Source organism: Leifsonia naganoensis, assembly GCF_013410615.1.
In the GTDB taxonomy this organism is placed as follows: Bacteria; Actinomycetota; Actinomycetes; order Actinomycetales; family Microbacteriaceae; genus Leifsonia; species Leifsonia aquatica.
This window is the reverse complement of sequence record NZ_JACCHJ010000001.1, coordinates 3,541,920-3,555,021: the sequence shown is the minus strand read 5'-3', so window position 1 is coordinate 3,555,021 and position 13,102 is coordinate 3,541,920. Positions and strand designations below refer to the sequence as shown.

General features: G+C 70.8%; 10 protein-coding genes. 4 read left to right on the top strand and 6 right to left on the bottom strand.

Going from position 1 to position 13,102, the window contains the following annotated elements:
- Positions 1-3: 3 nt before the first annotated feature.
- Positions 4-1,137 carry an alkaline phosphatase family protein gene (locus HNR14_RS17125; protein WP_246311592.1) on the bottom strand — a complete coding sequence of 378 codons (1,134 nt, stop codon included), beginning with the start codon at positions 1,135-1,137 and terminating at the stop codon, positions 4-6.
- Positions 1,138-1,194: 57 nt separating this feature from the next.
- Between HNR14_RS17125 and HNR14_RS17120 the strand changes: the two genes are divergently transcribed.
- On the top strand, positions 1,195-3,687 hold the full coding sequence (locus HNR14_RS17120) for a DNA gyrase/topoisomerase IV subunit A (RefSeq protein ID WP_179701974.1): 2,493 nt from the start codon (positions 1,195-1,197) through the stop codon (positions 3,685-3,687).
- Positions 3,688-3,809: 122 nt separating this feature from the next.
- Here the strand turns inward: HNR14_RS17120 and HNR14_RS17115 are convergent, their stop codons facing one another.
- Positions 3,810-5,894 carry a DNA gyrase/topoisomerase IV subunit B gene (locus HNR14_RS17115; protein WP_179701973.1) on the bottom strand — a complete coding sequence of 695 codons (2,085 nt, stop codon included), beginning with the start codon at positions 5,892-5,894 and terminating at the stop codon, positions 3,810-3,812.
- A 212-nt stretch (positions 5,895-6,106) separates the two neighbouring features.
- Here HNR14_RS17115 and HNR14_RS17110 point away from each other — a divergent pair, with 212 nt between their 5' ends.
- Genes HNR14_RS17110 through alr form a run of 3 tightly spaced genes read left to right on the top strand, consistent with a single transcriptional unit; the run spans position 6,107 to position 8,163 of the window.
- Positions 6,107-6,343, top strand: a complete 237-nt coding sequence (locus HNR14_RS17110; RefSeq protein ID WP_021764610.1) for a DUF7455 domain-containing protein — start codon at positions 6,107-6,109, stop codon at positions 6,341-6,343.
- Positions 6,344-6,376: 33 nt separating this feature from the next.
- Positions 6,377-7,090 carry an alanine racemase C-terminal domain-containing protein gene (locus HNR14_RS17105; RefSeq protein ID WP_218875065.1) on the top strand — a complete coding sequence of 238 codons (714 nt, stop codon included), beginning with the start codon at positions 6,377-6,379 and terminating at the stop codon, positions 7,088-7,090.
- Complete coding sequence (gene alr, locus HNR14_RS17100) at positions 7,087-8,163, top strand: alanine racemase (protein ID WP_179701972.1); 1,077 nt, start codon at positions 7,087-7,089, stop codon at positions 8,161-8,163. The genes HNR14_RS17105 and alr overlap by 4 nt, the downstream gene beginning before the upstream one ends.
- A gap of 9 nt (positions 8,164-8,172) precedes the next feature.
- Here alr and HNR14_RS17095 read toward each other — a convergent pair whose 3' ends face one another.
- The 4 genes from HNR14_RS17095 to HNR14_RS21425 form a co-directional block, all read right to left on the bottom strand.
- A complete protein-coding gene (locus HNR14_RS17095) occupies positions 8,173-8,889 on the bottom strand; it encodes a cobyric acid synthase (RefSeq protein WP_179701971.1) in 717 nt (238 codons plus the stop codon).
- A complete protein-coding gene (locus HNR14_RS17090; RefSeq protein ID WP_179701970.1) occupies positions 8,886-10,160 on the bottom strand; it encodes a MurT ligase domain-containing protein in 1,275 nt (424 codons plus the stop codon). The genes HNR14_RS17095 and HNR14_RS17090 overlap by 4 nt, the downstream gene beginning before the upstream one ends.
- Before the next feature lie 4 nt (positions 10,161-10,164).
- Positions 10,165-11,475, bottom strand: a complete 1,311-nt coding sequence (locus HNR14_RS17085; protein WP_179701969.1) for an RNA polymerase sigma factor — start codon at positions 11,473-11,475, stop codon at positions 10,165-10,167.
- Between the two features lie 242 nt (positions 11,476-11,717).
- A complete protein-coding gene (locus HNR14_RS21425) occupies positions 11,718-13,058 on the bottom strand; it encodes an MFS transporter (RefSeq protein WP_179701968.1) in 1,341 nt (446 codons plus the stop codon).
- Positions 13,059-13,102 lie beyond the last annotated feature (44 nt).

Genomic DNA, 13,102 nt, shown 5'->3' with positions numbered 1-13,102 from the left:
CCGCTAGGCCGCCGCTCCGAACCGCAGCAGCGGGACCCTGGTCTCCTCCGCGGTGAGCGAACCGTGCTGGCCCACCATGTTGCGGCCTCCGCGGGACAGGTCCCGCGAGTCGTAGTAGGCGATGCGCTTGCGCGTCGCGACCAGGACATCCCCGATCCTCGGCGCCACCGCCGGGTCCACCGTCGCGCCGAACCAGCCCGCCTCGACGGCCTCGGCCCGCGTGGCGATCCAGGAGCGCTCGCCCTCGACGCCGCGCCAGCGCTCGGCCACCGCGTCGGGATCGGCTCCCGCCTCCGTGTAGAGGTGCAGGAAGCGCGGTTCTCCGCCGATGGCGTCCACCCCCTCCAGGAGCTCCGGAGCGGTGTCGAACAGCACGTGGCCGCTCTCGGGGACGTCGATCACACCGTGGTCGGCGGTGAGCAAGGCGGCTCGGCCCGGGCCGAGCCGGCGGGCGAAGCCGGCGACGAGGGCGTCGAGCGTCTCCAGCGCGGCCGTCCACTCCGGCGACTCCCACCCCTTGGCGTGGGCGAGCTGGTCGAGCTCCGCGACATAGAGGTAGGTGATGCCAGGGCCGGCGCCTGCGACGACGGACTCGGCGATCTCGAACCGGTCCGCCATCGTCCGTCCGCCGAGGAACTCCGCCCCCCGGAGCGCCGCGGCCGTGAAGCCCGAGTCGGCGTACTTCGGCAGCCCGATGGCGCGAGACGCGATCCCGAGGCCGGCGGCCCGCTCGAAGACCGTCTGCGAACGCTGCCAGGTCGCCGGGTCCATCCGGTCGTCCCAGCCGCTGAGCTGGTTGGTCAGGCGGCCGGCGTCGTCGCGCACGCGGTAGCCGACCATGCCGTGCTCCCCCGGCTGCGTCCCGGTCGTCAGCGTGGTCAGCGCGGACGCGGTCGTGGTCGGGAAGCCGGCGTCGATCGTGGTGGTCTTCCCCAGCAGCGGCGCGAGCGTGCGCGCGTGCCCGGATCGGGCCTTGAGGGAGGCGGCGCCGAGACCGTCGACGACGATCACCACCACGTGCTCCAGCGCCGGCAGTCCCAGGTCGTTCGCCTCGCCCTGCACCGCGGCGAGCGAACTCGGCAGAACCGCGGCAAGGCTCGTCCTCGTCGTGAACGCGGCCGGTAGCATGGGGGACATCCGGCCCAGTCTGGCACACGCAGGCGGAGCCCCACCGCCCTTCCCGAGAATGCACGAATGACACCAGCAGACGACCAGACCCCGGCCGGCATCACCGAACGCATCGAAGACGTCGACGTCACGACGGAGATGCAGGGCTCGTTCCTCGAGTACGCCTATTCGGTCATCTACTCCCGCGCCCTCCCGGACGCCCGCGACGGCCTCAAGCCGGTCCAGCGCCGCATCCTGTACATGATGACCGAGATGGGTCTGCGACCAGACCGCGGTCACGTGAAGTCGGCGCGCGTCACCGGCGAGGTGATGGGAAAGCTCCACCCGCACGGCGACAGCGCGATCTACGACGCGCTCGTGCGCATGGCCCAGGACTTCACCCTCCGCGTCCCCCTCGTCGACGGACACGGCAACTTCGGCTCGCTCGACGACGGCCCAGCGGCCGCGCGGTACACCGAGGCGCGCCTGACGGCGGCGGCGCTCGCCCTCGCGGAGGACCTCGACGAGGACGTCGTCGACTTCGTCCCCAACTACGACGCCCAGCTCATGCAGCCGGACGTGCTGCCCGCTGCCTTCCCGAACCTGCTCGTCAACGGTGCGAGCGGCATCGCGGTGGGCATGGCGACCAACATGGCCCCGCACAACCTCATCGAGGTCGTCGGCGCCGCACGGCACCTGCTCGAGAACCCCGACGCCACGCTCGACGACCTGATGGCCTACGTGCCCGGCCCGGACCTCCCGTGCGGAGGCACGATCGCCGGTCTGGCCGGCGTGCGGGACGCGTACGCGACCGGACGCGGCAGCTTCCGGATGCGCGCCAAGGTCGCCGTCGAGGCGATCACGGCCCGCAAGAGCGGCCTCGTCGTCACCGAGCTGCCGTACATGGTCGGCCCCGAGAAGGTCATCGAGAAGATCAAGGACGGTGTCGGCGCCAAGAAGCTCAACGGCATCTCCGACGTCACCGACCTGAGCGACCGGCAGAACGGCCTGCGCCTCGTCATCGGCATCAAGACCGGGTTCAGCCCGGACGCCGTGCTCGAGCAGCTCTACCGGCACACGCCGCTCGAGGAGGGCTTCTCGATCAACAACGTCGCCCTCGTCGAGGGCGGGCCGCAGACCCTCGGCCTGCGCGAACTCCTCTCGGTCTACCTCGACCACCGCGTGCGCGTCGTCACCCGCCGGTCCGAGTTCCGCCTCGCCCGCCGCAAGGAGCGCCTGCACCTCGTCGAGGGCCTCCTCATCGCGATCCTCGACATCGACGAGGTCATCCAGGTCATCCGCTCGTCCGACGACACCGAGCAGGCCCGCACGCGCCTCATGCAGGTGTTCGACCTCAGCACGCTGCAGGCCGACTACATCCTCGAGCTGCGTCTGCGCCGCCTCACCCGGTTCTCCCGCATCGAGCTCGAGACCGAGCGCGACCAGCTCCGTGCCGAGATCGCCGAGTTGGAGGCGCTCCTCGCGAGCCGTCAGCGCATCAACGAGCTCGTCTCGGACGAGCTGGAGCAGGTCGCCGCGAAGTTCGGCACCCCGCGCCGCACCCTGCTGACGGAGGCCAAGCCCTCCATCGCCGGCACCTCCGGCCGGGGCAAGGCCGCCCAGGTACAGCTCGAGGTCGCCGACGTACCGTGCCGCGTCTTCCTCTCGACCACCGGCCGCATCCTGCGCGTGGACGAGCCCGCCCCGGCGGAGGGCATCGAGCCGGGGGCCCTCGCCCGCATCCAGCCGCCGGCCCGGCGCAGCAAGCACGACGCGATCCTCTCGCAGCTCGACACGACGAGCCGCGCCGAGATCGGCGCCGTCACGAACACCGGCCGGCTCATCCGCTTCTCCCCCGTCGACCTGCCCGCCGCGCCGCTCAACTCCATCCAGCTGGGCGCCGGCGTCAAGGTGGGCGACTATCTCGCCCTCGCCGACAAGAAGGAGCGCATCCTCGCCATCGTCTCGCTCGACGACGCCCGCACCATCGCGCTCGGCACCCGTCAGGGCGTCGTGAAGCGCGTGGTCGCCGGCGACTGGGCCAACAAGCCGGAGTTCGAGATCATCGCGCTCAAGCCCGGTGACGAGGTCGTCGGGGCCGTGCAGGTCGAGGACACGGACGAGTTCGTGTTCGTCGCCAGCGATGCCCAGCTGCTCCGCTTCCCCGCCTCCGCCGTGCGCCCCCAGGGCCGTTCGGCCGGCGGCATGGCGGGCATCAACCTCGGGGACGGCGCACGCGTGCTCTCCTTCGGCGCGGTCCCGGCCGACGAGAAGGAGTCCGCGGTCGTCGTCACGATCGCGACCGGCGGGCAGACCCTGCCCGGCACCGACCCCGGCAGCGGCAAGGTCAGCGACCTGGCGGAGTTCCCCGCCAAGGGACGCGCCACCGGCGGCGTGCGCGCCCAGCGCTTCCTCAAGGGCGAGGGCGAGCTCTCGCTCGCCTGGGTCGGCCGTGGGCCGGCGCTCGCGGTCGGTACGGACGGCGCCGCGCGCACCCTGCCCGAGGGCGGCGCACGCCGCGACGCCTCCGGCACCCCGCTCGACATGGTCGTGGGGTCGGTCGGCCGCCAGATCGGCTGACCCGCTCCCGCGCCTCTCGCCCCTCGCGAGACGTGACTCGTTGCGGGTGCGGGCCTCCCGGCACCCGCAACAACTCACATCTCGCGAACGGACGCGAGCCGGACGCGGGCCGGCTGGGGAGGCTACGCGTCGATGCGCGCGCGGCTGAGGTCGTCGGCGCCCGCGATGATGAACTCCTTGCGCGGGGCGACGTCGTTGCCCATGAGCAGCTCGAACACGCGCGAGGCGGCCTCGGCGTCGGGGACGCGCACGCGTCGCAGGGTGCGGTGCGCGCGGTCCATCGTCGTGGTCGCCAGCTGGTCCGCATCCATCTCACCGAGACCCTTGTAGCGCTGGATGGGCTCCTGGTGCTTCTTGCCGCGCTTCGCCAGATCGGCGAGGACGGCGTTCAGCTCGGCCTCCGAGTACGTGTAGATCGTCTCGTTCGGCTTGGAGCCGGGGTTCTGCACGATGACGCGGTGCAGCGGCGGGACGGCCGCGAACACGCGCCCCTCCTCGATCATCGGCCGCATGTACCGGAAGAACAGGGTGAGCAGGAGTGTGCGGATGTGCGCACCGTCCACGTCGGCGTCGCTCATGATGATGACCTTGCCGTAGCGCGCGGTCGCGAGGTCGAAGCTGCGGCCCGAACCGGCGCCGATCACCTGGATGATCGCGGCGCACTCGGCGTTCGAGAGCATGTCCGACACGGAGGCCTTCTGCACGTTCAGGATCTTGCCGCGGATGGGCAGGAGGGCCTGGTACTCGCTGTCGCGGGCGCGCCGGGCCGTACCGAGCGCCGAGTCGCCCTCGACGATGAACAGCTCGCTGTTGGCGACGTCGCTCGAACGGCAGTCGACCAGCTTCGCCGGCAGGGACGAGGTCTCGAGCGCGTTCTTGCGGCGCTGCGTCTCCTTGTGGGCGCGGGCGGAGATGCGGGACTTCATCTCGGCGACGACCTTGTCGAGCACGAGCGCCGCCTGGGCCTTGTCGTCGCGCTTCGACGAGGTGAACCGCTCGGTCAGCGTCTTCTGGATGACCTGGGCGACGATGTTGCGGACGGCGGGAGTGCCGAGCACCTCCTTCGTCTGGCCCTCGAACTGCGGCTCGGGGAGGCGCACCGTCAGCACGGCCGTCAGTCCGGCGAGCACGTCGTCCTTGTCGAGCTTGTCGTTGCCGACCTTGAGACGCCGGGCGTTCTGCTCGACCTGGGCGCGGAGGAACTTCAGCAGTCCCTGATCGAACCCGGTCTGGTGGCTGCCGCCCTTGGGCGTGGCGATGATGTTGACGAAGCTGCGCATGACGGTGTCGTAGCCGGTCCCCCACCGCAGGGCGATGTCGACCTCGCAGGTGCGGGTCAGCTCGGTCGGGATCATCGCCCCGGTGTCGGAGAGCACGGGGACGGTCTCGGTGAACGTGCCCTCGCCCTGGAGGCGCCAGGTGTCGGTGATCGGCGCGTCGGGGGCGAGGAACTCGACGAACTCCGAGATGCCGCCCTCGTACTGGAACGTGGTGCGCTCGCCCTCGGGCGTGCGCTTGTCGTCGATGGTGATCGCGAGACCCGGGACCAGGAAAGCGGTCTGGCGAGCCCGGCCGACGAGGTCCTCGACGGAGAAGGCTGCGCCCTTGGTGAAGATCTGGCGGTCTGCCCAGTAGCGTACGCGCGTGCCCGTCTTCGCCTTGGCGACCTTGCCGGCCACCCGCAGCTCGCTGCCGCTGACGAACGGCGAGAAGGCGGCGTCCGGGCTCGGACCGCCCGCGCCGTCGGCGAACACGCCGGGCTCACCGCGGTGGAACGACATGGCCCACGTCTTGCCGTCGCGGTCGACCTCGACGTCGAGCCGCTCCGAGAGGGCGTTCACGACCGAGGCGCCGACGCCGTGCAGACCGCCGGACGCCGCGTACGAGCCGCTCCCGAACTTGCCGCCGGCGTGCAGCTTGGTGAACACGACCTCCACGCCGGTGAGACCGGTCTTGGGCTCCACGTCGACCGGGACGCCGCGCGCGGTGTCGCGCACCTCGACGCTGCCGTCGGGATGCAGGATGACGTCGATCGCCGTGCCGTACCCGGCCAGCGCCTCGTCGACGGAGTTGTCGATGATCTCCCAGAGGCAGTGCATGAGGCCGCGCGAGTCGGTCGAGCCGATGTACATCCCGGGACGCTTGCGGACGGCCTCGAGCCCCTCCAGCACCGACAGATGCCTGGCCGAATAGTCTGAGCTCGCCACGAGTGCTCCTTGCGTTCCGGGTGCGCCCGGAGGATGCGGGCGTCGTGCTCCTTCCAGCGTAGACAACACCGGGGACACCCTCCGTCACCGACACCCAGCGCCCGTGAGGCTACGCGTTGAGCGAAATAGCAGGCAATGCGCGATGGATTACCCGCCGGGCGTGGTTCTATAGAGGTACCGAGTTCACCGGTTGCGACTGAAAGGAGCATCACATGTCGACGATCACTTCGGAGAACGATGCGGTTGACGAGCTCGCTTCGGGGCCGCAGCTGACTGCTGCCGATCGGTGCGACAGCTGCGGAGCACAGGCCTACATCCGCGTCGTCGTGAACAACGGCGAGCTGCTGTTCTGTGCGCACCACGGCAAGAAGCACCAGGAGAAGCTCTCGGAGATCGCCCACAGCTGGCACGACGAGACCGCTCGCCTGTTCGAAGAGCAGCGCGCGTAACGCGGCCGCGTCGACCGCGAGGCTGACCGGACGATGACAGCAGGGCACGGCGTGCGCAGGCGCGCCATGATCGACCTCGCCGTCGTCCGCTCCACCGCAGCGGCGCTCAGCGCGTCCCTCCACGACTCCACCGCCGATCTCCGCGCGGACGCGTACGGCCACGGGCTCATCCCCGTGGCACGTGCGCTGTCCGCTGCGGGGGTCGGCGGTTTCGTCGTCTCCCGCATCGAAGACGCCGCCGCGCTCGCGGACGACGGCATCGACTCCCGCGTCACCGTCGGCGGCCCCGGACCCGGCGCGGGTGCGCTGCTCGGACCGGAGCTCTTCGGTCTCGACTCGGCCGCGGCGACCCCGCCCGCGATGCGCCTCACCGGCGAGATCATCGCCGTCAAGCGTGTGGAGGCGGACCGCGGTGTCTCCTACGGGTACACCTACCGCACGACGAACCCGACCACGCTCGTGCTGGTCGCGCTCGGTTACGCCGACGGCATCCTCCGGGTCGCCTCGAACAAGGCGCCCGTCCAGGTCGGCGCGACGCGAGGCCGGGTGACCGGCCGGATCGCGATGGATCAGTTCGTCGTCGACATCGGCGAGGGCGACGCCTCTCCCGGCGATCCCGTCGTCCTGTTCGGCGACCCGGCCCGTGGGGAGCCGACCGTGCTCGACTGGGCCGACTCCATCGGCGTCGCCGCCCCCGTCATCACCAGCCGGCTCGGCCGGCGCATCGAGAGGGTGCACAGCGCATGACGATCGTCGACGCCATCGCCGAGCCGCTGCCCCGCGCCGTCATCGACCTCGCCGCCCTCCGGCGCAACGTCGCCCACCTCGCCGCGATCGCCGCACCGGCCGAGGTGATGCTCGCCGTCAAGGCCGACGCCTACGGCCACGGCCTCCTCCCCATCGCCGAGGCGGGGCTCGAAGCGGGCGCCACCTCCCTCGCCGTGCTCGAGGTCCCCGCCGGACTCGTACTGCGACGCGCCGGCGTCACGGCGCCGCTGCTCGCCTGGCTGCACGGGCAGGACACCGATTGGCGCGCTGCCATCGAGAACGACATCCAGCTCGGGATCTCCGCCCGCTGGCAGCTCGACGCGATCGCCGCAGCGGGCGCCGACCGCCCCGCCGTGGTGCATCTCAAGGTCGACACAGGACTCAGCCGCAACGGCGCGACGCGGGCCGACTGGCCCGGTCTCGTGGATGCGGCGCTGGCCTTGCAGGAACGCGGCATCGTCCGCGTCCGCGCCGCCTGGTCGCACCTCGCCGACGCCTCCCTCGAGGAGGACAGGCGCGCCCTCGCCGAGTTCCGCGAGGCGGTCGCCGAGGCCGAGGCCCGCGGCGCGCGCTTCGAGATCCTGCACCTGGCCGCGAGCTCGGCGGGCATCCGCATGCCGGAGGCCCGCTTCGACCTCGTCCGCTTCGGCATCGCCGCTTACGGCTTCTCCCCCTTCGATGACGCCACCGGCGCCGAGCTCGGGCTGATCCCGGCGATGCGACTGGAGGCTCCCGTGACCGAGGTGCACGTCGACGGCACCACCCGCGTCCGCATCGGCATCGGCTACGGGGACGGCGTTCCGACCCTGGGGATCGCGAAGGCGTCCGTACTGCTGGCGGGCCGCCGCTGCCCCGTCGTCGCCGTCGAGACCGATTCGATGCTCGTGGATGCCGGCGACACGAGAGTGCGTGCGGGTGACCCGGCCGTCCTCTTCGGCCCGGGCACCGACGGCGAGGCGACGGCCGAGACCTGGGCGGACTGGGCGGAGACCATCGCCGACGAGATGATCACCGGCGTGGCCGCACGGGTCCCGCGCGTCTACGTCGGCTAGCGGAGCTCGCTAGAGCGAGACGCCGAGCCTGTCCGCGATCGCACGACGCGCGTTCGTCGCGTAGCGGTCGACCCGCTCGGTCTGCGACACCGGCGGCAGCTCGGCGCGCAGCGCGGTCGCGAGCAGCCGATCGGCCAGCACCGGGTTCATCGGCAGCACCGGACCATGCAGGTGGGTGCCGATCGACGCACCGACGGTCACGCCCTCGGACGCGCCATCGTTGCCCGTCCCGCTAAGCACGCGGCCCAGCGGCTCGCCGCCCTCCAGCTCGGTGCGGGCGGAGTGGTTCTCGAACCCGGCCAGGCTGCCGAGCTCCGTGCTGCGCACGACGATCTCGCCCACGTGGCGTGCCGTGCCCAGCACGGCGCGGCTCGGGAACACCTGAGCGCCCTCGAGCGTCTCCCCCTCGGGCGTCACCAGTTCGCGGCCGAGCAGCTGCCAGCCTCCCGCGACCGCGAGGATCGGGACGCCGGCGTCGCGCCAGTCCCGCAGGCGGCCGGCGATCTGCAGCACGTCGGCGTGCACGGCACGCTGAGCGGACAGCGGGCCGGAGCCGATGTGGACGATGTCGGCACTCGCCGGCAGCTCGCCGCCGGGTGCGTGGTGGACGACCTCGGCCTCGATGCCGCGCCAGCGGGCGCGTTCGACGAGGGCGAGCACGTTGCCGGCGTCGCCGTTGATGCCCAGCTCGCGCGGGTACAGGTGGAGGATGCGCAGCACGCTCACCGCTCGCCGCCTTCCAGGTCGAGGAACCCGAGCTGTTTGCGGATCAGCATCATCTGCTCGTAGTTGACGATCATGGTCTTGGTGCCGTGCGACGGCTTCGGCAGTGCGAGGAAGGCGGCGAGAGCCGGCTTGAGCTCCGGGACGACCTGGTCGACCGGGATGCCCGCGTACGCGAACCGGGTCGCGAACTGCCAGGCCTTCGTGCCGGACACGATGTGCACCTGCTCGAGCTTCGACAGGTCGATGTCGTAGACCCACGACGGGTCTGGCGTCCCCTCGTCGACGGCGACGAAGACCTGCTCGGGCGACGCGGCCAGATAGTCGAGGTTGAGCTGCAGGCTCGGCGGGTTCTTCATCATGATGATCTCGATGTCCTCGTCACCGACCCGCAGGGTCTCGCCGCGGCCGTAGACGGTGCGGAGGGAGGCCATGGCCGCGACCACCGCGTTCGACCGGAACCGGTCGCCGAGGAGGCGCCGCGCCATGGCCGTCGCGCCCGCCGCATCGACGGCGTAGTGCAGGCCGCGCGCAGGCAGGCCGATGCGCACGTGCTCGCCGCCGATCGTGAGCTGAGCGCTCTGCAGCTCCAGCGCGGAGACGAACACAGAGGGGACCGGGAGGGCGCCGGCGGCGACGCCGGTCAGGTCCTCCACGTTGGCCAGCCCGTTGGGGGCCGACTCGATGAGGGAGGGAGCCACGGCGAAGGTCGACACGTCGCGTCCCGCAGCAGCGAGATCGGCGCCGACCCGGGCCAGGCTGTCGTCGTCCGCGTTGACCACCACGAACTCCGAGGAGGTCTCCGCAATGGAGCGCAGCATCCCGACGACGCGCGTGGGCTCGAAGAAGCGGTTGAGCTGGTCGATCTGCACGTTGAGGAGCAGGGAACCCCGCGGCTTCAGCAGGGTGGCGAGGTCGACGCCGTACGCCTCGTCGACCTCGATCACGCCGACGTCGCCGCGCACGTACCCGTCGAGCGGGACGTCGGCGAGCAGCGCCGAGGCGATCCCCTGCGGCAGGTTGCCGCCGGACGGGTTCGTGAAGACCTCGAGACCGTGCTCGCGCAGGATCGCGGTGAGCATGTTCGTGGTGGTCGACTTGCCGTTCGAGCCGGAGACGAACACCACGCCGAGCGGCAACCGGCTGACGGCGCGCTCGAGGAACGCCGGAGCGATCGCGAGCGCGACCCGGCCGGGCACCGCCGACCCCCCGCCCCGCAGGCGCAAAAGCCAGCGGGCGAGGCGGCCGGCGACGACCGCCAATCGATACCGCACCGGTTTACTCGAGGTAGTCGCGCAGCGACTGCGAGCGGGACGGGTGGCGCAGCTTCGCCATCGTCTTCGACTCGATCTGGCGGATGCGCTCGCGCGTCACGCCGAAGGTGTCACCGATCTGGTCGAGCGTCTTCGGCATGCCGTCGCCCAGGCCGAAGCGCATGCGGATCACGCCCGCCTCGCGCTCGGAGAGGGAGTCGAGCAGGCTCTCCAGCTGCTTCTGCAGCATGGTGAAGCCCACCGCGTCGGCCGGGACGACCGCCTCGGTGTCCTCGATCAGGTCGCCGAACTCGCTGTCGCCGTCCTCGCCGAGCGGGGTGTGCAGCGAGATGGGCTCGCGCCCGTACTTCTGGACCTCGATGACCTTCTCCGGGGTCATGTCGAGTTCCTTCGACAGCTCCTCGGGGGTGGGCTCGCGGCCCAGGTCCTGCAGCATCTGGCGCTGCACGCGGGCGAGCTTGTTGATGACCTCGACCATGTGCACCGGGATGCGGATGGTGCGGGCCTGGTCCGCCATGGCGCGGGTGATGGCCTGACGGATCCACCAGGTCGCGTACGTGGAGAACTTGAAGCCCTTGGTGTAGTCGAACTTCTCGACCGCGCGGATGAGGCCCAGGTTGCCCTCCTGGATCAGGTCCAGGAACTGCATGCCGCGGCCGGTGTAGCGCTTGGCCAGGCTGACCACGAGGCGCAGGTTGGCGCCGAGCAGGTGGCTCTTGGCGCGCTGGCCGTCGCGGGCGACCCAGCGGAGCTCGCGCTCGAGCTCCTTCGGCATGTTCGGGGTGTTCGCGAGCTTGTCCTCGGCGAAGAGTCCCGCCTCGATGCGCATCGCGAGCTCGACCTCCTCCGCCGCGTTCAGCAGGGGGACCTTGCCGATCTGCTTCAGGTAGTCCTTGACCGGGTCGGCCGTCGCACCGGTGATGGTGGTGGAGTAGACGGGGATGTCGTCGTCCTCGTCGACCGCGCGGAGCACGAGCGCGTCGGTCGGCAGCGGAGCGGCCGCGACAGCCGCGGCTGCGACGTCGGCTGGCTTCTGGACGGTCTCGTCCGCGTCGTCCGTCTCCTCGGCGTCGGCGGTCTCGTCCGCGTCCTCCTCGACCTCGACCTCGGCGTCCTCGTCGACCTCTTCGTCGTCGTCCGCCGCGCGACCCTTGGGCTTGGTCGCCGTCTTCTTCGCCGCCGGCTTCTTGGCCGCGGTCTTCTTCGCCGTCGTCGTCTTCTTCGCGGTCGTGGTGGTGGCCGCGCCCTCGGCGCCCGCCACCGTCTCCTCGACCGTGTCGGCCTCGGGGGCCTTCGTTGCTGCACGGGTTGCCATGTGAACACCTTTCAATACCAAGCGGAGGCCGGATTCCTCGCGGTTCCGCCGTGGCTCAGGGTTGCGTGCGGACATTACTAAGACCCATGTCAAGTCCTGGGGGGAACGTCGGGCATCGTCGAATGCTCCGACCCAACAGGATATGAACGGGTCCAGTGATCAATTATTGCACGATTCACGCGTTCTCCCGACCACGTCGACCGCCGCGCACGAAGCGGATCCTCTGCTCCTGAGCCTCTGCGTCAGAACGGCTGCTGGCCGCTCCGCCTCCGCCATGCGTCTGACAGTGCAACCCAGATCGGGGCCACTTCTATTCCCTCGTCCTCCTGCAGGCGGCGGCGGGTGCGCCTGCGCGCCCGCACCAGGAAGACCACACCGGTCCCGATGATCAGGTACTGGATGGCGAACGCCCAGCGGAACGAGTCGAGCGCATAGAGATCGGCGGTGGCGCCCGCTGCGACGCGGGCGCCGTTCTGGAGGTCGAGGGCGACGCCGATGAGGAACATCATCACGAAGCTCGCCAGGAATCCCCCGACATTGACGATGCCGTTCGCCGAGCCGAGGCTGTGCAGCGGGTTGGAGGTCCGGGCGAAGTCGAAGCCGATCAGCGAGCCGGGACCCCCGATGCCGATGGCGATCAGGAGCACCACGAGGAGCCAGACCGGAGGGACTCCCGGCCAGAGGAGGACGACGGCCCACACCACGCCCATCATCGCCACGATGCCGAGCACCAGGTTGCTGCGCCGCAGCGGGTGCCGCGCGGTGAGCAGTCCGAGGATGGGGCCCGCGATCAGGCCGGCGACCACCGAGACGATCAGCAGCGCGGACGCCTCGGCCGGATCGATCCCGAGGGCGAACGCCATGAACGGCAGCCCCCACATCAGGCTGAACACCGTGCCGGAGGACTGGGTGACGAAGTGCGACCAGAATCCGAGCTGCGTGCCCGGCCGCGCGAGGCTGATCCGCAGCTGCCGCAGCGAGTCCGCCCAGGTCGCCGGACGCGGGCCCTCGGAGGAGCCGACCGGACGGTCCGTGATGGCGACGACGATCGCGATCAAGGCGATGACGGAGAGGGAGGCCGCGGAGAGGAAGGCGATCGTCCATCCCGACAGGTGCAGGACGAGGGCGAACGGGACCGCGGAGAGCACCTGTCCGAGCTGCCCGATGTTGCCGATCCACTGCGAGAGCTGCGGCACGATGCGGCCGCGGAACCACGAGTTCACGAGCCGCATCACCGAGGTGAAGACGGTGGCGTCGCCGGCGCCCACGAGGATGCGGCCGAGGATGGCGATCGAGATGGTCGGCGCGAAGGCGACGGCGACCTGACCCGCGACCATCAGCGCGGTGCCGATGATCATGAGCCAGCGGGAGCCGATCCGGTCGATCAGCACACCGACGGGGATCTGCATCGCGGCGTACACGATCAACTGGACGACGGCCAGCGTCGAGAGCACCGACGCAGAGACATGGAAGCGGTCTGTCGCTGCGACTCCCGCGACGCCGATCGTGGTGCGCTGCGTCACCGCCACGAGATAGGCGAAGGCGCCGATCCCGAAGACGAACCAGGAGCGCCGCGAGTTCACCCCACGAGTCTAGGCCGGATGCGCGGGAGGGATCGGATACGCCC

Coding starts and splice junctions, on each gene's coding strand:
- HNR14_RS17110 (WP_021764610.1), top strand. CDS start 6,107: ATGTCGACGATCACTTCGGAGAACGATGCGGTTGACGAGCTCGCTTCG.
- HNR14_RS17105 (WP_218875065.1), top strand. CDS start 6,377: ATGACAGCAGGGCACGGCGTGCGCAGGCGCGCCATGATCGACCTCGCC.
- HNR14_RS17125 (WP_246311592.1), bottom strand. CDS start 1,137: ATGTCCCCCATGCTACCGGCCGCGTTCACGACGAGGACGAGCCTTGCC.
- HNR14_RS17085 (WP_179701969.1), bottom strand. CDS start 11,475: ATGGCAACCCGTGCAGCAACGAAGGCCCCCGAGGCCGACACGGTCGAG.
- alr (WP_179701972.1), top strand. CDS start 7,087: ATGACGATCGTCGACGCCATCGCCGAGCCGCTGCCCCGCGCCGTCATC.
- HNR14_RS17120 (WP_179701974.1), top strand. CDS start 1,195: ATGACACCAGCAGACGACCAGACCCCGGCCGGCATCACCGAACGCATC.